The sequence below is a fragment of the Bacillus sp. RB3 genome, from assembly GCF_030164735.1.
Lineage (GTDB): Bacteria > Bacillota > Bacilli > Bacillales > Bacillaceae_G > Bacillus_A > Bacillus_A cereus.
Genome location: NZ_JASNGE010000017.1, coordinates 70,883 through 96,930 on the forward strand (window position 1 = coordinate 70,883; position 26,048 = coordinate 96,930).

A 26,048-nucleotide genomic window follows, 5' to 3' on the forward strand; every position below is an offset into this window, starting at 1 on the left:
CACTGCTCCTTTTCAACTGTCTCATCAAGTGCTTACTCTTTTTTCTCTGTGTCCGACAAATTTTTATCGTTTGATGAATTGCCATATTTCTTTTTATATTCATCTAATTGTTGCTCATATGTTTTTAACTTTTGATCACGTTCTTCCCCTGATAAATCCGGATTATTTTTCAGTGATTCAATTTGTTTAACAAGGCCGTACATAATAAGCTGAGGATCATCAAGTGTCTTAGCTAAATCTAATGATTTATCAAAATTACCTTTTCCGTTATACATCCAATACAGCAAATACTTTTCATCACTTTTCAAACTAATGTTTTTCATAATCGATTTCTTTTGAGCTTCACCTAGTTTTTCAGCTGTAATGTATGCAAATGCTAACTCATATTTAGATGCAATCGGTAATGATTCAAACTCCTCTTCATTCAATTGCGTAATGACTTTGTCATAATCAGTTGCTATGAAACTTGCATTTGCTTCTAACAATTTATTTTGATAAGGAAATTTTATAAAAGTGAAATATATTAAAGGAGCAGCTAAAATAACTGTCGCCGCTATGAAGGAAAAAGCTAAGTATTTAAATGATTTATAGCTTTTTTTAGGTACTAACTGCATATTTTTTTCTGTTTTTGTTTGTTCCTTCTCAAAGCTGTCATCAAGAAACTGCAGTAATGCATCTAAGCTTTCCATTTGAGCAACGGTCTGTTCAAATGTTGTTTCTTTTGCATCTTTTAGTAACCCAGCATACAAATCATCAAAGTTATGTTTTTGGGAGAATAAAGCAATAATTAGACACTTATATTGTGTTAAAAATTGCTCTTCTAATAACGGGGTTGGCGGAACAATATCTCGAATTCCTCTATGTATAATACTTGGTATTAAATTAGCATTAAAAACTATATTGTCTGGATGTAAAAAGAACGTGATTCGTTTATTTAAATATTTACGAAACTGCGCAACATTCCGAAGTAGTCTTAATTTCTCATTTCTTCCAAAACGTCTAAGATCGTCCCACTTATATAATTTTTTATCTACTTGATATAGAAACGTAAACATATCATCCGTTTCTTCTATTGTTAATGGTACAAATTCAGATGATTCGCCCGTAATTATATCGAATTGACGGAAGTCTTTTATACGTGTTTGAGATTTGGTCATCTCCAATTTCCAATTTTCTTTTTCTATTTGAAATTGATAGTTCATTGCATCAATTTGAATTATTTTTTCCGTCATGTTTATCCTCTTCTCCTTTTCTTTATAACCCGTAATAACTTATTTTCAAATAACTAAAAGTAAAAAATATTCTTTATAAAACTTGCAAAATATCTCCATCTGTTATTTGGTGATCAATTAAACGATCATTATCTGTTAAAACAATTGACTTATTTTTCACTTTAATTACAAAATGTGAACCTTCATGATTATCAATCTTTAGCGTATCTAATAAGTTTTTTAATAAATATTTAATAGATTGATGATTCGGAATACGCAAATCATATGTATTTCCATTCCATTTACTAAAATCTACTGTCACATTGATATGTGTTTGTATTGCCATCGCTTTACCTCCAACTTTTACGAAGAACCGTATAAATACCGATGCAAATAAGTAGAATGCCGCCGCCAAATAATAATATTATTGTTATACTAATTGGCTCTTCATTCATTGTTTCATTACTCGCTACTTCATCTGCACTTTTTCTGACAATGTATTCACTGCTAAACAAACTATTTTTCGTATCTTTAACACTATTATTCTCTTTTGGTTTTGTAAAAAGAGAATCTCGCAAAGCTTCCATATCTTTTTGTTCTTTCTTTTTCTTTTTCTCAATTTCTTCTTCTATATCTTTGTTAAATAACTCAATCGATGCTTTATCTAATTCTGTTTCCTTATGTTCCTTTTTATTTTTTTCTTGGTCGCTTTCTTCAAGTCGATCCACTTTAAACTTAATCTTCCCATCATCACCAAGATAACTGTCAGCCGCGCTCCTTATCGGTAGCGCGACAAACAGTAAAAGGATAGAGAGAAATGATAACTTAGCCACTATGCTCCATTGTTTGATCATTTACTTCTTTTTCCTCCCATTTCTTATGCCATACAAATAGATTACTAACCAATCCAATAATGGCAATTACAAACAATACGACAAAAATAACTTTCCCAGTATCTTTACCACTAATAAAATCATTTAGAAAACTTTCTATATACTGAAGCGGTGAGAATTGACGTATCTTTCCGACAGACGACATTTGATCTACTTTACTTCCAACTGCCTCAGTTAAAAATAGGTACATGCTTAAAAATACTAATAGTATAAACATTCCTACCATTTTTATTTGTCGTAATAAGTAGGTTGAGACTAATACAAACGCCATCATAATAAATGTGATGAACGCAATCCATAGTAAACTTTGATCCTGACCGAACTTTAAAAGACGCCCAGAAATGATACCTATACTAATCCCTTCCACAATTGATATACCGAAAGCTACTACTGTAGTTGGTACATTCATATCAATTAATGAGAATTTCTCTTCAAAATGATCTGATTGCATTCGTTTCTTTTCTTGATTCGCAATTGCGTATGCTGTAAATAATGCAACAATGAAACAAGTTAATACAATTAAGTATGGTGTAAAAGCATTTCCTGCTACAATTACTCCATCATTTTGCTTTTGAACTGGACTAGCTAAAAAGTCATATAGCATCTCATTTTGACGATCTCCAATACGGCTATTCGCTAAAATTTTCGTAAAGTTTTTGGAGAATGATTTATCATCTTCCATTTTCTTCGTAAAGTCATTTAATAATAAATCAGCTTTTGAAACAATTGTCGTTCCGCTGTCTTGAATTTCTTTTGCTTGTCCATTAATTTGATCAAATGTTTTATATACATCGTCTGAAGTTGCTAAACTATGCTTCGAACTTTCGACCAATGACTGACTTTGCATCATTAATGATTTAATACCAGAATCTAACGATAAAATAGCTGTTTGCTCACCAGCATGATTTGTTGTTAATACTTGCTGCTCTTCAACTAGCTTTAAGCTATTCTCACGCCATTTCGCTAAACCTTTTAAATACTCTCCTAAATTTTCATTCATACTAGTTGCTTGTTGCGTCGTTCCATTTAATTTCTCCGCTAGTAGCATAGAATTTTGATCCGCACTAGTAATAGATTGTTGATAAGAGTTTATTTTTTGTTTTAAACCTGACATATCTTGCTTTATTTCTGTAGTAATACTTGATGAAACAAGATTTGAAATTAAATCAATTAAACTTTGTTTATTTAATACGTAGTACAAAGATTGATCCGTCGCAATTGCATCTAAACCTCCCTCTTCTAACTTAGGACCTACATCTTTCGTTCTTAAATCAATCCCATAATACATTTCGTAAAGGCTCATTAAACCTTGATAACTTTCGACTGTATCTACTGCTTCTTTTATTAATACACTAGATATATTTTTTGTTAATACTTCTGCTTTTTGATGTACTACTTGATTCGTTGTACTTTCAGTAACTTTACCGTTATCTGTTCCCGTTTCGCCTCCTGGATTTCCTCCGGTCCCGTTGTCTGTTCCCGTTCCGCCTCCTGGGTTTCCTCCGGTTCCGTTGTCTGTTCCCGTTCCGCCTCCTGGGTTTCCTCCGGTTCCGTTATCTTTCCCCGTTCCGCCTCCTGGGTTTCCTCCAGTTCCGTTATCTTTCCCTGTTGTGTTTTCCATTTTTTTAATAATAGGGTTTTTAGCACTGTGTACTAACGGCATTATGCCATACTGTGATTTATGAACCACATTTTCCACCTTGCTATTTTCCGTTTGTGTTCCTTTATCTTCTTTGTTAGGTTTTTCTTTTTCAGGACTAGTTTCTTTTTTATGAGTCCCACTCAATTCCCACTGCCACATTACAGGAGAGAAAACATCTATATTGATGTTTGGATCTTTTAACTTCACATGCAGATCAATCTTTATATCCCCTTCATTACGAGGAGCTATTGTAATTTCTCCTGCTTCGCTTTGAAGAAAATCACTTGTACGATCCTCACCATCAATATGTAAGAATCCTGTACTTCCATCTAGTTTAAATTCTTCTGGAATCTTTATCTTCAAAATTTGCGGAGATTCCATTTTAATTACTTTCGCAGTATCACTAAATGTAATTCCCTCTGTATAAAGTCTATCCTTTACTTCTTTAATAGCGTTTCCTAAAGATATTTTATTTACAGGATCATAATAAAAATTATTTTCTTTATTATATTTTTTTGTAAATTGAATTACATTTTGCAGTTGTAATTTCGTTGCATCTGGTAAATCACTTTGACCGATTTCTTCCATGTTTAAACTAGGTAATTTCGCAATTAAATTCTCGATTTGTTTCTTTATTCGAGCATCTGGTTGTTTCATTAATGTATTTATGAAGATTTCTTGCTTTCCATCATTCGACATAGATTGCTTTAACTTCTTAATTACCGTCTCTTGAATATCACTTTCTAACTTTCCTGCAAGTTCTGTATCATATTCAGATACTTGTTTTTTTACATCTGCTAAATATTTTTGAATCGCTGCAGCATCAGTTAAAATATTTGGTTCTTTCTCTGAAAACGTAAATTGATTTGAAATACTTTTATTAGCTGATTCCAATGCACTTAATTGCTTTAAAGCATCGCCTGTATTCATATCATTCATATATTGATTGAATTGATTTGTGAAATTATTCGCTAACAAATTGTTATCAGTTTGCATTTTTTGAAAGTTATTAAAACCATCTAAGTACGTACTGTTAGATTTATTCCCTTCATCTAACGCTTGACCGAAACCTTTTAAAACATCCTGAAATCCTTTGAAACTATTAACAGAAACACCTGTATAATCTTGTACTGTTTTAAATTGATTTGTGTAATTTGCTAACGGACTATGTATATCTTTTTTATACATAGTTGTTTGAACGTTTCCTTTTTCAATTATTTTACCTATATTATCTTGTGCACCTTGTAGCTTACCGATAATACTCGCAAAATAAACGTCGATTATTTGCTTATTGAAATCTTCTAAAATAACAGAAGCTGTATTTTCTGCCTCAGCTTTCAAATCCTTATTCCCAGTTGCATTTACTTTGTAGTTTAACGTTAATTTCTCTGGAATCTCTGAATCAATCGCAACTGCTTTCCTAGAAAAATCATTTGGAATAACAATCATCATATTGTAATTATTATTTTTCAATCCATTTTCCGCTACCCCGCGACTAACTACGTACCATTCTTGTTTCGTATTTTTATTTACATTTTTAACAAATTGATCTCCAAACGCTATTTTATTGCCCTCAAATACAGTGCCCTGATCTTCATTTACCAACGCAACTGTCATTTTTGGTGTAGTATTCTCATTAGCTTTCTTAACATTTTGATTTAATGCTAAATAGGAGACCCCTGTCGATAGTACAAGAGCTAAAATAATAAACAACAAGATGCTCCATTTGAACTTTTTCACTACTTATCACTCCTGCGACTGCGAGTCTATCTAATGAAAGACTTCGTATCTTACTCTAGTTTTAAAGTAATTTAGCCATACAACGTATGGTTGCATGGCTAAATTATATATTTCTTTTTATCTGTCTTATTGTAGACCGAAATTACGAGAAAGATCTTCGTCATGTCTAGCAACAGCTTCTGCAGTTTTATTAAGCTGCATATTAATTTCTTGTAATAGCTGTGCGAAGTTTTGTACTTTTGGCTTTAATTGATTGAACTGTTGGTCAAAACCTTCGAAAGCACGACCTTCCCATTCTCCTCTTAATTCATTTTGTAAGTTTTGTAGTTGACGTAAAATGTCCTCAATTTGATTTGCACCTTGTCCATATCGAGTCGCTTTCGATTTAAGCTCCTCTGGTGACATACGAATTTGTCCTGCCATTATTAAATCCCCCTTAAAATTAAAAAATAGTAAAATTAACCAATAATCAATTCTACAAATTGATTATATCAATAATTTAAAGATTTCTAAACAAAAAAATGATATTTTTCCAAAATTTCTCTTTTACTATAATAACGATATATTGTATAATAATAATTTATTTGTTTTTTAAGCACACTCTATAAATCTACTATAAAATAAAGGCAAACCATCTATTTTATACTTATTCGCTTTAAATTCCAGCGATAAAGTAGCCACTAAATCATTATTTTCTCTTCTCTCATTCAGACTATTCTACTCACTTCAAAGTCATAATTACCTGCCTTTCAACAAACCCAAACTCTTCGTACATCTCTTTTGCAAAATTCCCAGCAAATACATTCAACCGAATTTCTGAATACTTCTCCTTTAATTCCTTAATACCAGCTTCCATCAGTTCTCGCGATAATCCTCTCCCGCGATATTCTGGGAAAACGTACAATTCATATATAAATCCAAGTTTTTCACGAGAAAAATAGTCTGTATTTTCCCCTATTAATATCCATCCCATTACTTTATTTTTTTCTTTAATAATTAAATAGCATGCTCCTTTTTCTACAATCGGCTTTGTAATCTCAATTGCTTTCTCGGTACTTAATTGACAATTCCCTCTCGTCCCTTCAAAAAGCGATTGAGCCGAATATTTTAATATTTCATTGGTATCTTCTTGATTCGCCTTAACAATCATTTTTCACAACTCCCCTTGAATAATAGGCATTACTATCGCTTGTTCAAGATTCTCCGCTTCCATAACAATTGCTGTTAATCCGTGTTCTGTACTTGTTTCATGGAGCTCTCCCTTTTCCCAAAACACAGCTTGTCCCGCCTCTATCTTTATCTTTTCTTTATTTACCCCACATACATATCCAGCTCCTTCCACAATAAGAAGCAGTTGAGATACAACTGCTTCATGATTACCGATGATTCCATTCTCGTGTAAATGCATAGCACCGATATGTATATTCCCTCGATGGTTTAATATTTTCGACATGATGAAATTAGATTGAAATACTGTTAGGTGCTTTCCTACTTTTTCACTAAAATCAAAAATTTTCATTACTAGTCCTCCTTATACGTATAAAACCATCCTTACTGTCTGCATCATATGTCCTTCAAAGTCTTCTTCAAATTGCTCTAATTCAGCAAAACCTTTCGCTTCATAAAAGCGTTTTCCTTTTTCATTTGCAGCTTCTACATGTATGTACAACTTCCGTATCCCATTTAATGCTTTAATTCCTTTTTGTAATAAAGCACTTCCGATCCCTTTTCCTTGCTGATCTGGCAACAAATAAATCGCACCTAATTCCGCTTCGTTTTGTAGTCTAACAGGTGAAAAGTTCGCAAACCCTATTACTTCACCCTCTTCTTCCGCAACGAATAAATGTGTATTTTTAAGACGATATTTCATTTTTTCATCAGAATATGCCTCGTCTAAAAAACTATCTTGAATTTCTCTCGGAATAATGCCTTCATATGTATCATGCCAAGCTATTTTTGCTACTGATTGTACAGCATGAATGTCTTCTTGCTTCATTTCTCTAATTATATATGTCATCTCGATGTCTCCATTCTCTTTAAATTATATTCTGCTAATATACTAGAAGAAACGGCAAAACCATTTTCATAATTCACCTTAATTAATTTTAATTTCTCAATTGAAGCTGTTGCAAAATCAAACTTTCCATAAATATATTCCATTACACTTAAAAACTGCTTTGTATGTAATCTATTTGCAATTGTACAATGCGGAACCCATTTTTCCGGTACGTAATATGAATTTGGGTTGTCATGAAAAGTTTTAAAATAATCATGATAAGAATAATGAAGTTTTAACAATTCATCGGTAACGGTCGGCGCTAGAAAGACCGTTCCATTAGTAGGAAAAATTCCAACAGAAGGAAAAGTTACTGCGTCCATATTTTCTTGAATAGCTACAAACTCCCCTAGTTTCTCAGTATACAAATGAACATCTAACTCATTATAATCCGCAATCGTTATATGAGGTTCTACTCCAGCTAGTTGATTTGTTCCAATTACATTTGTTAATTCATTTTGCAGTTCTGTAATTTTATTAGTAAACACACGATCAAATGTAGCAATAATAGCGTACAATCTTTCTCACCCCTTCGTTACACATAGCGCTTCCCATTCTTCACGAATCATGCCCATTCGAATAGAATCATAGTATGTTCCGTTATAATAACGACACTTTCGCATTCTACCTTCTAAGCTCATTCCTATTTTCTCCGCTACTTTCATCATTCGTTCATTACCAGACCAAGTCGTGAGCCCTACTCTACCAATTTCCATCTTTTCAAATAATAAATCTTGATATAACGTTAACGCTTCTGTACCGTAGCCACCATTCCAGTAAGTTGGATTATAAATAACAATTCCCATCTCCAACCAACGCGTCGGTTTATGCTCCCAATAAAATCCGACCGTCCCTATAATTTGACCGTTATTTTCTATAATTAAATTTGACAGTGGTTCTTCTTGCAAACGAGTTTGCATCTTTTCCTTATAGGATGAGTATTCTTGCATTGAAAACGGAAAATACGGTGCATCCCATTTTTTCCATTCTGGATTTTCTTCTTTAAACACGAGATTCCATAATGTTTTTATATCTGATTCTTCAATTGTACGAATTGTTACTTTATCCCCTTTTACTATTACGCTATTCATAATTTCCTCCTACACTCCTCTTTATTTCATATATAATTATAATATTTTTTCTGAAAAATCAAAACAAATATCATTTATTATATTGTATAATTTTGTTATAAGGTACGAATTATTCATGTAGAAAGCTGGTGATTCAATGAATAAACGATTTAGTATTGCTTTATTTCTTACTATTGTTACGACAAATATTATTCTCTATTTCTTCTTACCATTAAGTATTGTTACGAAATGGGACTTTAATGGAACGCCTACATCAACAATGGATAAAAGCACTTTTGTAATCGTAAATATAATTATATGTTCCTTCTTATTCTTTGTATTTTTAGCTTTATCTAAAGCAGCGAGTAACCAAAAATTTCTCCATTGGATCGGCAACACAATGTTACTATTCTTATTTTTTGTCGATATTGTCATCGCCCTCATCGCTCTTGGCTTTTCACTTCCTCTTGATCATTTCATATTTTTAGCATTAGGGCTTTTATTTATATTAATAGGTTATTTCAGTTCCAAAATTGATACGACTAAATCAACCGTTTCATTAGAATGGAATGATAAGCACCTTGAAAAAAGAGCTTCAAATATTAGTAGTATTTCAATGATGATAGCAGGTATTTTTTTAGCGATACTCCCTTTTATCGTTTCTGCTCCCTATAGAGGTTATGGCATACTAGCAATTCTTTTAGGAATGACGCTTATCATTCTGCCGAGTACGATTTATTTACTTATTAAAGACAGCAAGCAATCTACTCCTTTAAAAAAATAGGAGGTTATATCCCTCCTATTTCAGCTTAATGTTTTATTTTTCACTTTTTCTATCTCAACTAAAATCCCTTTCTCTATCCAACCCTCTACGCCATCTTTTTTAATTAAATCATATCCTGAACAGCTATCATCAATGAGAGAAACGATATCTCCCTTCCTAACGCTTATTTGCGCACAAGAAATATCGGTTTTCACTGTATATTCACCTGACTTAAGTTGTTTCATATATTCATTTTTTACAGTGAGCACATTATTCGTTTCCTTTTGTTTACATACGGTGTAATCTTGCATCTTCTCGATAGGCTCTATGTAATAATACGGATATGTCACTCCGCCCTGCATTTCTGAATTCGCATTAAAATCCGCTATTACTTCGTACTCTGGAAAATAGTCTACATATGTATAAGAAAACGTATCGCCCGTTTGTTTCCTCTGAATAATAAATACGTTTAATTGCCCTGCTTCTTTAATTGCATTTCCTCCATCAATTGCAATAATTTTTTTCTCCTTATCAATAACTGGATTATTAGACGGTGCTTCTTCAGAATAGTTCACGACAGGCCAATGACCGACTATTACATACTTATTTGCTTTATGTGATTGATTGAAAAACTCCGGCATTGCTATCGCATTTTTGCGCTCAGTTTCTTTCCAATCTACTCTATCTTCTAGACCGGCATGCACAAAAATATAATCTTCTGTTTCAATCGCTGTTGGCAACTCTGTTAGCCAATATAGTTCTTGTGAAAATTCACTTAACAATGCTTCTTTCACTTCACGAATTGAAGTGCCCTCATGAACTGAAAAACCCAATTGCTCTAGCCATTCATTAAAAATTGAATGCTTCCTCGTACATAAATAATTAATAAGACCAGGATTTTCATTTAGAAGAGCATCAACTAAAACTTCACAATTCCCTTCAACAACGTGAACCTTTGAATTGTTCTTTACAAGATTCATAACGTAGTTTACTACGCCTACGCTATCTCGTCCTTTCTCGCAAAGATCTCCATTAATAATTAAATAATCTTCATCTTTAAAGTTAACTTTATGTAGTGCTTCTTTTAAAAGATTTAATTCTCCATGAATATCCGATATGACGATAACTCTAGCATCATTAGGGATTGATAGTTTTTTTATTTTTTTCAAGTATAAGCGCTCCAATCATTCTCTTTATTAAATTAAAACAATTCGACAAAATACACTATATAACCTTTTCAAATACATATACCATAACTTACAACCTATTTACGGTTTAATAATAACTTAAAAAATAAGAAGGAGCTGTTCCCAACTTTTGCGGGACAACTTCTTCTTATTTTTTATAATTCTTTATGAAAAGAATAACTCACCTTATCATACCCTTCTCTTTCATAAAAACGATGAGCATCAATTCTTGAAAATGCTGACGTGAGGACGATAGACTCACATTCGTTTTCCTTTCCCCAGTTCTCTATATACGAAAGTAATACTTTCCCATGTCCTTTTGAACGATGTGCTTCTGCTGTTACAAGGTCATATACGAAAACGTGTTTCTTATTATAAAAGTTCGTACAAATCGCTACACCTGCAAGGCTAACAACTTCACCATTCTCATTACGCAGCGAAAATAGTTTATAATTTTCTTCTTTCATATTTCGAAATAAAGAGCTTGTTTCCTCTTTTGAAAGTTTCGTTCTTAATTGCTGTAAAACAGGTAATACTTCATGTAATTGCTCTTCTGTTACTACTTCTTTAACATTCATTTTTAACTCTCCCTTAACTATTTAAATAATTTTCTAAATGTTATATCATTATTATAGAAAGTAACTGCCCTTTACTTAAGTGGCAGTTTAAGTGTTTTTTATAAGGCCAGTTTTAAAGGAGAGTTTTATATGGATTTTACTATCCCATTGCAATTACAAAGTAACACACCTATTTACTTGCAAATTTACGAATATATAAAAGCTGAAATTATACAAGGGACTATTTCTGTTGGCACACGTCTACCCTCACACAGAAATTTAGCATCACAACTTAATATTAGCCGCATTACTGTTGAATCAGCTTATCAACAATTATTAGCTGAAGGTTATGTAGAAAGTAAACCGAAACGTGGTATTTTTGTAGCAAATTTCGATATTGACGTTATCCCAAATAAAAAGCGAAATGCAGCAAAGAAGACGAGCAATTTGATAGACGAAAAATTTGAATATGATTGTAGCCAAGGACTTATTGATCAAAATGCATTTCCGATTACAAATTGGAAACGAGCATTACAAGAATCCATACTTACATACGAAAATGCACTATTTGCCAAAGAAGACCCTCAAGGTGAATTCGCTCTTCGAGAGCATATATCAACATATTTATATCATTCTCGCGGTGTCCATTCTTCACCTGATCAAATTGTGATTGGCGCCGGAACGCAGCCACTTCTCTGGCTACTACTTCAACTGCTTGGCCCTACAAAAGAATACGGCATTGAAAACCCTGGATTTCACCGTATACACGCAATCATTAAAAGCTGTGATAGACAAATTCATCCCATACCATTGGATGAAAAAGGTATTGATATTTCTAGTTTATACAATACAAATTCCAATGTCGCATACGTTACACCATCACACCAATTTCCACTCGGGATTATTATGCCTTTATCTAGAAGATTAGAATTGTTAAAGTGGGCTAATGATTGCAGCGGATACATTATTGAAGATGACTATGACGGAGAGTTTCGCTACGCTGGTAAGCCGATTCCTTCTTTACAAAGTCTTGATTCAAATGAACGCGTTATTTATATGGGAACTTTCTCAAAATCTTTTTTACCTTCTTTACGAATGGGATATGTTGTTTTACCACCACACCTTTTAAAAACGTATCAAGAACTGCATGGAATTTTCAAACAAACAGTCGCTACAATACAACAACTTGCTTTTGCTAACTTTATACAAAGCGGGAATTGGGAACGTCACCTTAATCGGAGTCGTACACTATATAAAAGAAAACATCATGCGTTAGTAAAATCCATTATGAAAGAAATGGGGGCTAATGTTCAAATTCTTGGCGAACAGTCCGGACTTCATATTGTTTTATGTGTCCATAACAGTATGAATGAAAATAAACTGATTGAATCCGCTAAAAAACAAAGCGTTAAATTATACCCACTTTCTCCATATGATTTCGTGAATGATTTACGTAAGGAATCATACGTATTACTCGGCTTTGGTAGTATTCCAGAAAATAAAATTGAAACGTTGGCTACATTATTAAAAGACGCTTGGTTTCCTAGTTGCAAGGAAACTTTTTAACAGTGGATTTAATTTGTAACATGTTAACAATTCAACAAAATAAAAAAGAAGGCTGTTCCAAAATAACTTTTTGGACAGCCTTCTTCTAGTTATTCACCTGACCTAGCTTTCCTTCCCGGACGTTTCACACCAGTCGTTTCTGTTGAATAGGAAGCTTCGATTATAGCGGCTGGATCTACAGAGAGAACGAGATCTTTCATTTTCGGATAAATGAATCGGTTTGTAATGCAATAAATGATTCTCTTATGCTCCCCTAAAAAACCACCTTCTCCATGTAGATACGTAACAGATAGTTGCAATTCTTTCATAAGTAAATCGCCTATTTCTTTATTCTTACCAGAAATAATCATAACGCTCTTACCTTGATTAATACCATCTAATATAAAATCAATCATCTTCGTAACAATATAGAAAATTGCTAATGAGAACATCGCTTGTTCGATTGAAAATAAAATGGCAACAAAGATGAAAATAACTGCATTTACTGCAAGTAAAAATGTACTAATCGGTACATTAAAGTGTTTATTCATCCAAACTGCTAACATTTCCGAACCGTCAATTGCTCCACCCATTTTAACAACAATCCCAACACCAATTCCAAACAGTACTCCACCATAAAGTACAATTAATAACTCAGAAGTCGTAATTGCTGGAAATGGTTTTAAATAAATTAATCCGAGTGTTGTAACTACATTCGCATAAGATGTACGGATAAAAAATTTCTTTCCCATTACTTTTGCAGTAAATAATAAAATTGGGATATTAATTCCTAAGAACACACCATAAAGCGGCAATCCTGCGACTTTATTTGCCATAATAGCAATAGCCGTTACCCCGCCATCTACTAATCCATTAGGTGCTAAAATAAGCTCTAATGAACCTGCTACTATAATTGAGCCAATTGTTAATAATACGTATTCAAATACTTTCTTCATTCATTACCCCCAAAACTTATATATTTTCTTAGTATTATTTTAACGTAATTTTACTACTAATTCAAAGGTATCGATTTATATACACAAAAGTTTCTCCTTTATCGCTATTTTTATGTAACACATGTAACGCGTAATACTAAAAACACACTTACAAATTAAAAGTAAGTGTGTTTTTAACATCTATTTAATCTTTACGTACGGCTTCATTTTTAATTTGAATATTTCCTCAACTGCCCTTTGATATCCACCGGCATTTCTAAGCGACTCTCCCACTTTACGACTATTCTCCTTAAACGTCACATCATCCATTACTTTCTTTACAGTCTCACGTAACAATTCAGAAGTTAACTCGTTGCGATTAAGTCTTATTCCTGCCCCTACTTCAGTCAATCGTTTTGCAACGAATGGCTGATCTCCTGTTACCGGAATTACAACTAATGGAACACCGTAATATAACGCTTCACTAGAACTATTCATACCACCATGTGTCACGAATACATCAGCATGCTGTAAAACTTCTAATTGCGGGACATAATTATACAACTTAAAGTTTTTCGGGATATTTTCAAATTGACTTATATTTATCTTCTTACCAACGACTAATACGACTGTCGCATCAACATCTTTAAACGCTTCAAAACATTTTTCATACAAAGCAGGTTGTTCATTAAAAACTGTTCCCATAGAAATGAAAATCACTTTTTCATTTTTTAAATCTTCGGTAGGAAAACTCCCCACTTCTTTTCGAGTAGCAATTGATGGACCTACAAATTTATACGATTCATCAAATACCTCTGAACGTGGCTGATATTCTTTTGAAGTATATACAATCGTAATATCACCAGGATGGTTCATAATATCATACATACTATTACATTTCATTCCATACTGCTTATTCCATCTTTCCATTCCCGCTAAACAAGATTGATATAATGGATCCATTTCATCTACTTGTCTCGCTTCTTGCTCATCATGAAAATTAATGTACTGATTAACAGCAAACGTTGTACAGGATGAAACGCTTGGTAATTGTAAAATATTCGCTATAATACGTCCTACTGGAAAATGATTATCATATATTAAATAATCATATTTTTCCTCATTTGTTTCTTCTACAATTTGAGTAACAATACGCTCTGATGCTTCAATCATATGAGATAGCATCGTCAAAGGGCTCCCACCTTCATTTACTCGTTCCATAATATTAATTTGAGAGAGAAAATTCTCAAACACTCGGAATTCCGCACCTGTTGCTTCAACCTTCTTTCTATAATCTTCAATACAATAAGAAACAACTGTTTCCCCTCGCTGAATTAACTCACTTACAACAGCTAAAGTCGGATTAATATGACCTTCCCCAGGAAAATTTATTACGAGTACATTTGCCATAACATTCTCTCCTATCCAATTAATATAATAAAATTAACAATTAATTATATTAATTAATTTAAGTCTATTATAAATGAATGCATTCTACTTCTTCATGCTTTTCTCTTCATTTTATTATTGAGAAATATTTTCTATAGTCTACATTATTGTGATTCACAATCTTATAAATGAATGCTTAATTTTACTTTTACTCTTCATAGATTTAAAGATACGAGTCTTACATTCAAGTATTACCACCATTATTTTTAGACAATTCATACAAAAATAGAGAAATATAATATTTTTAATGAATTTTCACTATAAATGTAAGTATGCTTTCAATCTTTTTATCTTTATCCTCATAACACATCATCTGTTATATAATGAATTTATGGAATTTACAGAAAAATGAGTCTTTTCATGTTACAACAACTATTCAATTCACCTATTCTATCCGTTCAAGCCTTGCACCCAGGTTATGAAGATCATGCAAGTGATGTTTTTCTCGTTCAAACAGAAGATACAGAAGTTATCGTTCGTGCTTCTAAAATGAATGAAGAACCAAATAATGATTTTTGGTGGGGATGTAAAAATCTATTTGGAATTGATCCAAGGAACGTCCATCATTTAGAAACTGTACATACATTGCTGCAAGAACATACGAATCTTCCTATCCCAACAATATTAGAAAAACATGTTTTAAATAGCCGTGAATTTGTGGTGGTCGAAAAGTTAGTAGGTAACACAGTTCAATCTTTTATCGAGCAACCAGATTCTATTTTATTCAGCCTAGGAAAAGGACTTGCAGAAATACATAAATTTAAAGCCGATTTCATAGGAAATCCGTCAGGCACGTTCCAAGTTCCACTAGATGAATTCCAATCACATATTTTAAACGTGAGTAAAGAGCTTGCGAATATGTTTTATTCCGATAATGAAAGCATAAAAAATGCATTCCCTACCTTTGAATCACAACTTTCTTCCCTGTCCGTACCAAAGGAATCTACACTCGTCTTAATTGATATGGATCCTACTCAATTTTTATCTGACGGTACAACTATTACGGGTTTAGTAGATAGTGAAGCTTACGCTGTTGCTCCGCGAGAACTTGATTTTATCGGACTAGAATATGTACTTACCGAAAAAGAAGCACATGCCTTTAAAAGTGGTTACGAAACAATTATGTCTATTCCTCAATTAGAAGAATATAGACAGCCTTATCGTTATTTATACCGACTGTTATCTGTGCAAGGTAATGTGGAATTAAAGAAATGGTTAAGTCACCCATCCTATTTTTAAATACAAATGAGAGGGAGTATACAATGGATATTCAGAAAAAGCGTTATGTAACAGAAAGTGAAATACAGCAAATGAAGGATTTGGCTTATATTTGTGGGCAACAAGACAATCTTGATTACTCTTCAGATTTACATATCAACTTTTTAAAAAATCGAAATGAAGATTATATAAACGATTTTCTTCTTTATAACGGTACTCAATTAATTGGCGCTTTAAATATGTATGATTTCGAAAGACCAACAAAGCTTGAACTAATAGGCTTTGTACATCCTCATTTTAGAAAACAACGTTTCGGAACTATCCTTTTACAAACTGCAATGAAAGAAATACAAAATAGAGAGACAGATGAAGCTCTTCTTATTATTAATGGGGATTCTATTTCTGGGAATGAATTTGTAAAACATATGAAGTTACCATATTTATATAGTGAATATAGTATGGAGTTCAAAACAAACGAAATTCAAAAAACAACAGATAATAATATACAGCTTACTCTTGCACCTTCAGAATCACTTCTTGATCTTATTGAAATTTCTAGTAAAGCTTTTGGTGATTCAGTAGAAAATACGGCTACATGGTTACAAAAAATGATGAATTCATCTTCCCATCAAGTTTACAGTACCCTTATTGCTGAAAAAGTGATAGGAACAATTACAGTTTCTAAACAAGAGCAATCTACTACACTATCAGGATTCGCCGTTCATCCTTCTTATCAAGGTAAAGGATACGGAAAAGATATTCTTTGTAATATAGTACATACCCTTATTACAGAAGGAGTTTCAACAATTGAATTAGACGTCGAAACGAAAAATATCCACGCTTTAAAACTATATACACAATGTGGTTTTGAAATTAAAACGAGGCATGACTATTATAATTTAATGAATTTTTAGGTGAATACATATGTTAACAAAACAATTTATTCTAATTATGATATTTTAGCAGACATCTATAATAAACATTGGGGACATTTTGTTGAATACTCCCATCCAGCCTCGTTTTACAAGATGCTCTTCCCTACTCTCGTATATTAGATCTTTGTTGCGGGACTGGTCATCTCTGCCGGTGATAGTTTAATTTAGTTGAACTAAAAAGTGTGTTTCACAAAGTTTACTCCGTATTACATAACGAGGGTATATTCGCATTTGATATGAATAAAAAAATAAAAAAACTGAATCGAAATGATTCAGTTTTTTCTTAATATATTTACAACTGCAGTTGTTTCGTCATTTTCTTTATAGACACGCGGAATTCTTCTATCTAGCATACATGTAACTTCATAGTTTATTGTACCTAACATATCCGCTATTTCTTCTACTGCGATATTTTCTTCACCTTGTTTACCGTAGAATACTACTTCGTCTCCTACTTGTACTGGCATCGCTTTTGAAACATCCAACATTAACTGATCCATACAAACACGGCCAATAACAGGTACTCGAACCCCATTAATTAACGCATAGCCTTTATTAGATAATTGACGATTATAACCATCAGCATAACCAATTGGTACAGTCGCAATCCATTCTTCACCAGTTGTTACATACGTATTCCCATAACTTACACCACGATTCTTCTTCGCATGTTTAATATGAGCTACTTTTGATTTTAACGACAACGCAGGCTGTAAAGAAACGACTGAATGATCCACTTCTTTTGATGGATACATACCGTACACTCCTATTCCAACGCGTACCATATTTTGAAATGTGTTACTTAATTCCATTGATCCCGCACTATTTGAACTATGAATATATGGTATTTGAATTCCTAATTCTTTCGCTGTATTAACAGCTTTTTCAAATAAACTTGTTTGCATATTCGTATATGATTTATCGATTTCATCTGCCGTAGAGTAATGCGTAAACATCCCTACTACCTCTACATACTCCATACGGTTTAATTCTTCTAAAAATGGTTTAACTTCTTCTTCTTGTAAACCGATACGACTCATTCCTGTATCAATTTTCACTTGAATTTGTACTTTCTTTTGAAGACGGTTTGCAATTTCATTTATACCATGTAAATCTTCTACTCTATAAACAGTCATCATAACGTCATATTGAATTACATCTTCTACAGCCGCTACTGGTGTGTATCCTAAAATTAAAATTGGTACAGTAATTCCTGCTTCTCTTAATTCTATTGCTTCATCTACAAATGCAACTGCAAGTTGATGTATTCCCGCTTCAATTGCAGCTTTGGCAACTTCAACTGCCCCATGGCCATACCCATTCGCTTTTACAGCAGCCATCATCTTAATTTCTTCATCATTTACATGTTTTTTAAATTCTTTTACATTATGTTTTACAGCATTTAAGTCAATTTCTACAATTGTATCTCTTCCATATTTCAAACTCATTGGTCTAACTCCTAACTCAATAATTGCATTCCATTCTATTTCACGTTTCATATGACCTTTTACAATATAATACTTTTCATTATGCTAGTCAAACTACTAGAATTTTCGGAATTTTGAGTATGATATAATATCCTCAAGAAACTATTATATACGGAGACGAGGAGAATTACAATGTTTGTTCAATCTGCATTGCATCAACTAAAAGTTGCTATTGATACTTCTATTTATATGCTTAACCAATATAGTGAAAACGATTTAAAAATACAACCGATTCACTCAAAACGATCATTATTTGAAATGTGTGCACATCTTTCTCTTATTTGTCATGCTGATTTACTCATTTTAAATGGTATTTCAGAAAAAGAATTACATACCTTTTATATAGAACATACACCCGTAACAGTTGCTCACATGCAACAAACGATGATTGAAGGATACAACCTTCTCTCTAAAACATTTCTTTCCTACTCCCAAATAGAATTAGCAAAAGTTATGACTGCCTATTGGGGGATTTCTTATTCGCGCTTTGAATGGTTACTTGAAATCGTTGCACACTTTTATCATCATCGTGGACAAATTCATATTTTATTATGCGAGCATATGAAAGATCCTCGCATTCCTTTATTTGAGTGATTTTCCACTCATTCATTAATTAGCTACAAAACCAATAAAAAGTATCATTCCTAATAAAATAAATGTTTGAGCATAACCTCCTATTTTCATAAGATAAATAGAAATGATAGGTCCTATACTAGTACCTAAAAATAAAATAAAAGTATATTCCCCTTGCTTTCCCTCCTAATTGACCTCCAAGAGAAACTAAAGACGGAACGGATATAGCAATACCTATTACAAAACAGACACTCATCATTACAAGTAGAGATAGATCCGAAACAAAGCCCATTGAACTTAGACTAAAAATAACAATCAACAATCCTCCTTGAAGAACTTTCCTTACTTCAAACCTCTTTGTTAAAAGACCTGCAAGTGGTGACAGCAACATACCAAACAGCCTTGCTAAGCGAAAATAAAGGATTTGTTCTGCAGTTAAATTGTAAGTAGGAGAGCTCAAATAATTCCCTAAAACAGTATACATATTAACAAAAGCCATTATTAAAACAGGATTTTTCACACTGACTAACTATTAGTTTTAAATAATTCGCAACTTCTTTAAGGCATAAGAAATTCCGCCTTCACTCGCCTTCGTTGTAACGAAATCAGCCCTTCTCTTCAACTCCTCTCCACCATTTCCCATCGCAACTCCTAATCCTACATACTGCAACATCTCAATATCATTTCCACCATCGCCAAAAGCAATGGCTTCTAATTTACTAATGTTTAAATGTTCCAATACTTTTTGAATTGCAGTTAGCTTCGATACTTTACTATCTTCCAATACATTTATAACGTAACCATGAAAACGCTCAAACGTAAGTGCTGGATATCTTTCAATGAATTTTTGAGCTTCTGTATCATCAGCATACAGACATATGCAATACATCTCATCTGATAAGTTTCTAACTTTGTCAGGATACCGCTCTAAATTTAAAGTTTCATTTAACGCTCGCATGACACGTTCATCTTTGGAAGCAATATTATTCATTGCAAATTCTTCTGTAAAGTAAGAAACACTGTGACCATGTAATTCAGCAAAATTTGAAATATCATGAACGATTTCGCTTGAAAGTACTGATTTATGTATAACTTCTTTCCCACATTTTATATGTGCACCATTTGCTGAAATAAACGTATTTATACCTAGTTCCTTAAATTGTGAGCATAAACTATACGGTCTTCCAGTTGTAACAACTACGTGAATTCCTTTATCTATTAACCTTCGTATCGCTTCTTTTGTACTTTCGTGCATGCTTCTATCAATCTCACTTAATAACGTACCGTCAACATCGAAAAATACAACTTTGTACATAAGTCTTTACATCCCGTCCAAATGATTCGTATCATTAATGAAATGCACCGTTTTTTGTTCACCCTCAATTTCAATTAAACTTATTCCCGTATCTCCCATTTTGAAATAGTAGTCCATTGAAATTGGCATTTTGAAAAATGCACGTAATAGACTATTAATTACGCCTCCATGGGCAACAATTGCAATTCGATCATATGTATTCTCTATCATAATTTTAGAAAAGATTCCTTCTATTCTCATTCGAAACTCAATAAATGATTCTCCGTTTTCAAAACGGTCATGAAGAAACTTTGGCTCTGGATATTTCTTTGCTTCTTCAAATGATAAGCCTGCTTGCACTCCATTATTAAACTCCATTAATTCCTCTTCTAATTGAATTGGACAACCAATTGCTTCTGCTAATATTTCACCCGTTTCACGAGCGCGTTTTAATGTGCTTGCCCAAATGAAATCTGGCGCAAAATCTTTTTTCACTTTCTGTACAAGTCTTTGTACTTGTTGTCTCCCTTTGTCAGTTAACTCAAAATCAGCTCGACCTTCATGCACATGTAAAATATCAGCTTCTGATTCTCCGTGGCGTATTAGTAGTATTTGCATGTTTCTCTCTCCCTTTATTTAACATTCATAAAATTCCATTATATCACATTTTAAGATTCCAAAATAAAAAAGGAACGGTCTCCCGTCCCTCATCCATTCACTTTTTCCGCATCATTCCAATAATATTTACTAAACGCTTCTGTTAACACATCAATTGTGTTATATAATTCATCTAACGTATTATCAACACCACCAACTTCAATTAACATCGCATTTTTCGATAAATCTTGATTATAAACGCCATTTCCATCTTTTTTATACTTGGGAAAAATCCCTCTACTTAATCCGTAGTAGTTTTCATCTAAATAACTATTGATCGCTCTTGCAATTTTTTCATTTTCAGCACGGCCTTCATTTTCCATCCCAATTATAAAATATAATCTTGCATACGATTTTCCGTTAATTACTTTTGTTGTTACTTTCTTACGCTGATCGTCACGGTGTATATCAATTGGAAACGCAATTTTATTATTTTGTGCTAATGCTTCTTTTACATATTCATGAGACGCTTTATATGATTGCGGCCATTTCCATTTTTTACTCGCTAATAAATCACCCATATTCGTTTTATCGTGAACTACCGGAATTCCTTGTCCTTCAAGTTGCTCTTTCATACGTTTCCCTAGTAAGGACACATTTACATCTGGACTTGATGGATCCGTAGCCCCTGGTAATAATGGAAAGAAGGATTCCCAGCTATGTGTATGATAAATATATACTGCACTTTCACCTTTTTTCGCTCCGTTCTTTTTCTGAACCGGATTATTCTTTTCCGCTTCTGTAACTTTATCTTTTGCTACTTCCCGTTCTTTCGTTACTTCTTCAATCGGTACACTAGATTCATTTGGGATATTCGTCAAGTTTGTCCCTTCCCCAGCTACGATAATATTAGAATAATACTTTGACATACCAGGTACTTCTTTACCGACGAATGTTCTTAAATCTTTAATTTTCAAATCTGTCGCAATAGAGAACATTAAATTTCCAACTGACTCTCTTTTATTCTTCTTAAAATAATCAAATCCGTAATAGCGATTCTCACTTTCTATCATTTGAACAAAACCTTGCATCGATACTTTTCCAAACCATTGATTTGCATAATTCGATTTCATTGTATGTAAAAATGACGTCAAAATCGACGCTATCATAATTACTATTAGCGCATATAAAAGGAGTAACGAAATCAGTTTCTTCCCATGTATTCGAGTTGCATACTTTTTCACTGCATCACCTTCTTTATACATGGATATGTACAAGCTTTTCGGAATATACGCAAAAAAAAGAGCAATGGTATCCCATTTCTCTTCCTCACTTTTATTGTTCTTTTCCTGTATCATTTGAAGGTAGTTTCTTCACTTGTTTTTCTTTAAATATTTCTCCAATTGCCCCAAGAGTACCAAGTGTTTCAATTGCATTAGACGGAATAAAGACTTTATTTGCTGGTCCTTTTGCAACTTCAGCTAATGATTCAAATGATTTGTAAGCAAGTATACGCTCATCCAAATTCGCTTCACGAAGCAATTCAATACGATTTTGTTCTGCTTTTGCGATTTCTTCAATTGCCCTTGCTTCCCCTTGCGCTTCTAATTCTTTTGCTTCTTTTATACCTTCAGCTTCGCGAATACGCGCTTCTTTATCCCCTTCAGCCATCAAGATTTTACTTTGCTTTTCCCCTTCAGCACGAAGGACTTTATCTTGTTTTGCTGCTTCAGCTTCTAAAATAATCGCACGTTTATTACGCTCAGCCTTCATTTGTTTTTCCATTGATGCTTGCACATCTTTTGGCGGGTTAATATCAACAACTTCGACACGTTCAATACGTACGCCCCATTTTTCTGTTGCTTCATCAAGCGCTAAGCGGATTTCTGTTGAAATTTTTTCACGACCAGATAACGTTTCATCCAGTTCCATTTTACCGATAATTTGACGCATCGTTGCTGAAGTAATATTACGAACACCATATTCATAGTTTGAAATACCATATGTCGCAAGTTCTGGTTCAACAATTTGATAGAAAATAATAGTATCAATTTCTACTTGAACATTATCTTTCGTAATTACCTTTTGCGGTGGTACATTCGTTTGTTGAATACGTAAGTCATGATATACACGAACACGATCTACAATTGGTATTAAAATATTTAACCCTGGGTGCATGATACGTTGAAACTTACCAAATCTTTCAACAACCCCAACTTTTTGCTGAGGAATAATTTTAATTGTTAATGCGATAAATGTAACTACAATTAGTGCGAATATAATCGTTAACGTTAATGCTACCATATTTATTCACTCTCCTTTTTCACTTGTAATATAGTACTATGCCTCTTTATAACAACGACTTTTTCTCCAGCATCAATTGAAGAATCTGCAATAGCTGTCCAAGTATCTCCATCCACTTTCACAATACCATTCGCTTCATCTGTAATCGCTTGCATAACAATCCCTTTTTTACCAACAAGCATATCTACTGTATCAGTAAAACCTTTTGCTTCTCGAAAGTTTTTTGAAATTCTTTTCGTAAAGAATGTCAAAGTTAAACTTACAATTGCACCAACAGTAACTTGTAACAGTAGTGCATCAGGAGCAAACAAAGCAATAAGACCTCCGACAACAGCTCCAATTCCAAGCCAAAGCATGTAAAATGTAATCGACAACATTTCTGCGATAAATAAAATACCAGCTATTATAAACCAAATTACCCAAGCAGCCATATGCAACCCTCACTTTCTTTCTCATTTTCTATATGTATATGAAGAAAAGAATGGTTTATCCGCCCTTTCTTACACTTGGGCGTTTGCTACAAGCTATTGTACATACTCACTGTTACAATGATCATTAATATAATACTATATCAATATATTCTTCATTATACATGAAAATCCCTTTCAAAAAGTGACAAAAAATTAAATTCTTTAAAAATTTTAATTTTTAAATTACAATTATTCTAATTACTAAATACTATTTTTTATAGAGGTGATAATCTTATTGAGAAACCTGTCACTAATCTACTATTTAGGTTCCAAAATATGCATTACTCTCGCTGACATCGTATATGTAATGATTATTACAACTCATATTTATATAGCAACTAAATCAGCTACTATTACTGCTCTTTTTCCATTATTACAAGTTATCACAAATCTAATTGCTAACATCTCTGCACCACTTATAATAAATCGTTTTCCATCTTATACGCTGTTATATACGCTCCAATGGCTGAAAACAGTCTTTTTACTATTATTAATGATTTTGTTCCCGGTCTTATCCACAAACATTATAGCTCTATTAACTTTTATTTTTGTCATTTCATTATGTAGTGGGTGGAGTGCTCCATTATTATACAGTATTCTTCCGCGCCTTACACCGAAAGAAAAATTAGTAAAAGTAAATAGTATCTTTTCCTTTTCAACACAAATTGTGCAAGCCGTTGCTTATTCATTTACGAGTATTGTCGTTCTTCTCATTGGCGCTACTTCTACACTCATGATTAATAACATTTTAATGATTTTCGGATGCATTGCATTACATTTTTCATTACGTTCCATACATACTGAAAGAATAGCAGATTCTCCCTCTTCCAAAAGTACTGTTTTATTGGAAGGTTGGAAACTCCTATTTCAAAATCCTTCTCTCCGTACCGTTACATATATGGACTTAATCGAAACTTTCGCAGGGACAATATGGATTGGTGCTATTACGATGGCATACGTTACGACTATCCTTCATAAGGGCGAAGAATGGTGGGGATATATTAATACAAGTTATTATGTTGGCACGTTAATCGGTGGTCTATTAGCCTGGAAAATGAGTTCCTATATTCAAAACAATTTAATACGATCTATGTCGATTGGCTCTCTTATGTTTAGTATTCTTACATTTTTATACGGTATGACAAGCAGCGGATTTATTGCGCTTTTTCTATGTGTTCTAATGGGACCATGTTATCAAATTAGAGATATTTCCCAAACGACTGTTTTACAATCAAGTGTCGCCCCTGCTTTATTATCCAAAATGTATACAGCACATGGTGCACTTCTTTCAACAGCCTCTGGACTATCTATGCTTAGCATTGGCATTATTACTGATATGTTCGGTGTTCGTACAATTTATATCATCGCTTCTATTCTTATTTTATGTTCCGCTTGTTTATCCTTTAGTTTATTAAAATATCATAAGACAGAGCAGAACGATATTTCACTTTAATCACTAAAACAAAGAGGACAGGGATTCCTGTCCTCTTTGTTTATTCTATTCATGATAAGTTGGGGATTTTTCTATGCTTTGTCGCTTGTTCAAAAGCATAAGCTAGCTTAATTAATATCCCTTTAAAGAAATTCAATTTCCTTATTTAAACACCTTTAATTTCCCGAAAAATAAAAATAGTCTGAAACGCATTAACCTTCGCTTCAGACTCTTACATTACTGTGCGTATACTTCATCTAACAAATGTAAAAACTCACCTTGTTTCCCAGCTAATTCAGGGCATTTTGCAATATCAACCCATTCGTAGCAAAATACTAATCCTTTATCTTCCTCACCAGCACTTACAATATGTTCCCAAGTATCCTTTACATCTGTTAGTAAAGTTACATGAAAAAAGTGGCGTTTTTCATATTCCTGTTTTTCTTTCATATGTATGATGTAATCTGCTAAAAAACGTTCTATGCATAAATGACGCAATCCGGATTCTTCCTGTACTTCACGCAATATAGCCGCTTCTAACGTTTCACCTTCATTAACCGTTCCTCCTGGCACTTGAATACCAGCTTCATGTATATCACGATGTTTAAAAACAAGTAATTGCATAACCCCCTCTTTTTCTCTTGTAATATATGCATGTACTTTTTTCTTATATAACATCGTCATTATACG

At 33.1% G+C, this 26,048-nt stretch carries 28 protein-coding genes and 1 pseudogene; 7 read left to right on the forward strand and 22 right to left on the reverse strand.

The genetic code is table 11. The features are described from left to right. Positions 1-32: 32 nt before the first annotated feature. From essB to QO049_RS20545, 10 genes are all read right to left on the reverse strand, one after another. Positions 33-1,232: a type VII secretion protein EssB gene (gene essB / locus QO049_RS20500; protein ID WP_098281580.1), complete on the reverse strand. Its 1,200-nt coding sequence runs from the start codon at positions 1,230-1,232 to the stop codon at positions 33-35. 73 nt (positions 1,233-1,305) lie between these two features. Next, entirely contained in the window at positions 1,306-1,557 is a 252-nt protein-coding gene (locus tag QO049_RS20505) for an EsaB/YukD family protein (protein WP_001007571.1), read from the reverse strand. Between the two features lie 4 nt (positions 1,558-1,561). After that, positions 1,562-2,065 (reverse strand): type VII secretion protein EssA, encoded by a 504-nt coding sequence (gene essA, locus QO049_RS20510; RefSeq protein ID WP_000595655.1) that lies wholly within the window; start codon positions 2,063-2,065, stop codon positions 1,562-1,564. After that, positions 2,037-5,486: a type VII secretion protein EsaA gene (gene esaA / locus QO049_RS20515; protein WP_284489415.1), complete on the reverse strand. Its 3,450-nt coding sequence runs from the start codon at positions 5,484-5,486 to the stop codon at positions 2,037-2,039. Before esaA ends, essA begins: the two co-directional genes overlap by 29 nt. Positions 5,487-5,612: 126 nt before the next feature. Next, on the reverse strand, positions 5,613-5,909 hold the full coding sequence (locus QO049_RS20520) for a WXG100 family type VII secretion target (RefSeq protein ID WP_000918601.1): 297 nt from the start codon (positions 5,907-5,909) through the stop codon (positions 5,613-5,615). 298 nt (positions 5,910-6,207) lie between these two features. Continuing rightward, positions 6,208-6,636 (reverse strand): GNAT family N-acetyltransferase, encoded by a 429-nt coding sequence (locus QO049_RS20525; RefSeq protein ID WP_000635649.1) that lies wholly within the window; start codon positions 6,634-6,636, stop codon positions 6,208-6,210. 3 nt (positions 6,637-6,639) lie between these two features. Next, a complete protein-coding gene (locus QO049_RS20530; protein ID WP_098287134.1) occupies positions 6,640-7,005 on the reverse strand; it encodes a cupin domain-containing protein in 366 nt (121 codons plus the stop codon). Between the two features lie 12 nt (positions 7,006-7,017). Next, on the reverse strand, positions 7,018-7,503 hold the full coding sequence (locus QO049_RS20535) for a GNAT family N-acetyltransferase (RefSeq protein ID WP_000221048.1): 486 nt from the start codon (positions 7,501-7,503) through the stop codon (positions 7,018-7,020). Then, positions 7,500-8,060: a 2'-5' RNA ligase family protein gene (locus QO049_RS20540; protein WP_246962600.1), complete on the reverse strand. Its 561-nt coding sequence runs from the start codon at positions 8,058-8,060 to the stop codon at positions 7,500-7,502. Before QO049_RS20540 ends, QO049_RS20535 begins: the two co-directional genes overlap by 4 nt. Positions 8,061-8,066: 6 nt before the next feature. Then, complete coding sequence (locus QO049_RS20545; RefSeq protein ID WP_246962598.1) at positions 8,067-8,633, reverse strand: GNAT family N-acetyltransferase; 567 nt, start codon at positions 8,631-8,633, stop codon at positions 8,067-8,069. Between the two features lie 136 nt (positions 8,634-8,769). Between QO049_RS20545 and QO049_RS20550 the strand changes: the two genes are divergently transcribed. Beyond that, positions 8,770-9,396 (forward strand): DUF1648 domain-containing protein, encoded by a 627-nt coding sequence (locus QO049_RS20550; RefSeq protein WP_098326592.1) that lies wholly within the window; start codon positions 8,770-8,772, stop codon positions 9,394-9,396. Between the two features lie 20 nt (positions 9,397-9,416). Here the strand turns inward: QO049_RS20550 and QO049_RS20555 are convergent, their stop codons facing one another. Beyond that, positions 9,417-10,544, reverse strand: a complete 1,128-nt coding sequence (locus QO049_RS20555; RefSeq protein ID WP_000721385.1) for a metallophosphoesterase — start codon at positions 10,542-10,544, stop codon at positions 9,417-9,419. Between the two features lie 173 nt (positions 10,545-10,717). Then, a complete protein-coding gene (locus QO049_RS20560) occupies positions 10,718-11,140 on the reverse strand; it encodes a GNAT family N-acetyltransferase (RefSeq protein ID WP_058840366.1) in 423 nt (140 codons plus the stop codon). 129 nt (positions 11,141-11,269) lie between these two features. Here QO049_RS20560 and pdxR point away from each other — a divergent pair, with 129 nt between their 5' ends. Beyond that, on the forward strand, positions 11,270-12,685 hold the full coding sequence (pdxR, locus tag QO049_RS20565) for a MocR-like pyridoxine biosynthesis transcription factor PdxR (protein ID WP_246962596.1): 1,416 nt from the start codon (positions 11,270-11,272) through the stop codon (positions 12,683-12,685). 89 nt (positions 12,686-12,774) lie between these two features. Here the strand turns inward: pdxR and QO049_RS20570 are convergent, their stop codons facing one another. Both QO049_RS20570 and QO049_RS20575 read right to left on the reverse strand, forming a co-directional pair. Then, positions 12,775-13,620, reverse strand: coding sequence for a YitT family protein (locus QO049_RS20570; protein ID WP_000755125.1), 846 nt, complete (start codon positions 13,618-13,620; stop codon positions 12,775-12,777). A 180-nt stretch (positions 13,621-13,800) separates the two neighbouring features. Then, a complete protein-coding gene (locus tag QO049_RS20575; protein WP_284489416.1) occupies positions 13,801-15,009 on the reverse strand; it encodes a macrolide family glycosyltransferase in 1,209 nt (402 codons plus the stop codon). Positions 15,010-15,408: 399 nt separating this feature from the next. Here QO049_RS20575 and QO049_RS20580 point away from each other — a divergent pair, with 399 nt between their 5' ends. The 3 genes and pseudogenes from QO049_RS20580 to QO049_RS30985 form a co-directional block, all read left to right on the forward strand. Next, entirely contained in the window at positions 15,409-16,287 is an 879-nt protein-coding gene (locus tag QO049_RS20580) for a nitrate reductase (protein ID WP_246962594.1), read from the forward strand. Positions 16,288-16,310: 23 nt separating this feature from the next. After that, on the forward strand, positions 16,311-17,180 hold the full coding sequence (locus tag QO049_RS20585; protein WP_246962592.1) for a GNAT family N-acetyltransferase: 870 nt from the start codon (positions 16,311-16,313) through the stop codon (positions 17,178-17,180). Continuing rightward, positions 17,181-17,353 (forward strand): annotated as a pseudogene (locus tag QO049_RS30985) (class I SAM-dependent methyltransferase); the annotation flags it as partial. A 120-nt stretch (positions 17,354-17,473) separates the two neighbouring features. On the opposite strand, the gene alr reads toward QO049_RS30985, so the two are convergent. Then, complete coding sequence (gene alr / locus QO049_RS20595) at positions 17,474-18,649, reverse strand: alanine racemase (protein ID WP_021727885.1); 1,176 nt, start codon at positions 18,647-18,649, stop codon at positions 17,474-17,476. Between the two features lie 171 nt (positions 18,650-18,820). Here alr and QO049_RS20600 point away from each other — a divergent pair, with 171 nt between their 5' ends. Then, positions 18,821-19,282 carry a DinB family protein gene (locus QO049_RS20600; RefSeq protein ID WP_000498004.1) on the forward strand — a complete coding sequence of 154 codons (462 nt, stop codon included), beginning with the start codon at positions 18,821-18,823 and terminating at the stop codon, positions 19,280-19,282. A gap of 118 nt (positions 19,283-19,400) precedes the next feature. On the opposite strand, the gene QO049_RS20605 is transcribed toward QO049_RS20600, so the two are convergent. From QO049_RS20605 to QO049_RS20630, 6 genes are all read right to left on the reverse strand, one after another. Beyond that, the gene (locus QO049_RS20605; RefSeq protein ID WP_423774753.1) at positions 19,401-19,760 is read right to left on the reverse strand and encodes an MFS transporter; all 360 of its coding nucleotides are present in this window, start codon (positions 19,758-19,760) and stop codon (positions 19,401-19,403) included. A 39-nt stretch (positions 19,761-19,799) separates the two neighbouring features. Continuing rightward, positions 19,800-20,576: a Cof-type HAD-IIB family hydrolase gene (locus tag QO049_RS20610; RefSeq protein ID WP_000278964.1), complete on the reverse strand. Its 777-nt coding sequence runs from the start codon at positions 20,574-20,576 to the stop codon at positions 19,800-19,802. A 6-nt stretch (positions 20,577-20,582) separates the two neighbouring features. Then, the gene (locus QO049_RS20615; RefSeq protein WP_001166433.1) at positions 20,583-21,173 is read right to left on the reverse strand and encodes a histidine phosphatase family protein; all 591 of its coding nucleotides are present in this window, start codon (positions 21,171-21,173) and stop codon (positions 20,583-20,585) included. Positions 21,174-21,262: 89 nt separating this feature from the next. Next, positions 21,263-22,510: a stage II sporulation protein P gene (gene spoIIP / locus QO049_RS20620; protein WP_349816876.1), complete on the reverse strand. Its 1,248-nt coding sequence runs from the start codon at positions 22,508-22,510 to the stop codon at positions 21,263-21,265. After that, positions 22,488-23,456, reverse strand: a complete 969-nt coding sequence (locus tag QO049_RS20625) for an SPFH domain-containing protein (protein ID WP_000226253.1) — start codon at positions 23,454-23,456, stop codon at positions 22,488-22,490. Before QO049_RS20625 ends, spoIIP begins: the two co-directional genes overlap by 23 nt. Before the next feature lie 2 nt (positions 23,457-23,458). After that, complete coding sequence (locus tag QO049_RS20630) at positions 23,459-23,887, reverse strand: NfeD family protein (protein ID WP_098595348.1); 429 nt, start codon at positions 23,885-23,887, stop codon at positions 23,459-23,461. Positions 23,888-24,161: 274 nt separating this feature from the next. Between QO049_RS20630 and QO049_RS20635 the strand changes: the two genes are divergently transcribed. Continuing rightward, on the forward strand, positions 24,162-25,379 hold the full coding sequence (locus QO049_RS20635; protein ID WP_142307803.1) for an MFS transporter: 1,218 nt from the start codon (positions 24,162-24,164) through the stop codon (positions 25,377-25,379). A gap of 216 nt (positions 25,380-25,595) precedes the next feature. On the opposite strand, the gene QO049_RS20640 is transcribed toward QO049_RS20635, so the two are convergent. After that, positions 25,596-26,042: an NUDIX hydrolase gene (locus QO049_RS20640; protein ID WP_000178289.1), complete on the reverse strand. Its 447-nt coding sequence runs from the start codon at positions 26,040-26,042 to the stop codon at positions 25,596-25,598. Positions 26,043-26,048: the final 6 nt, after the last annotated feature.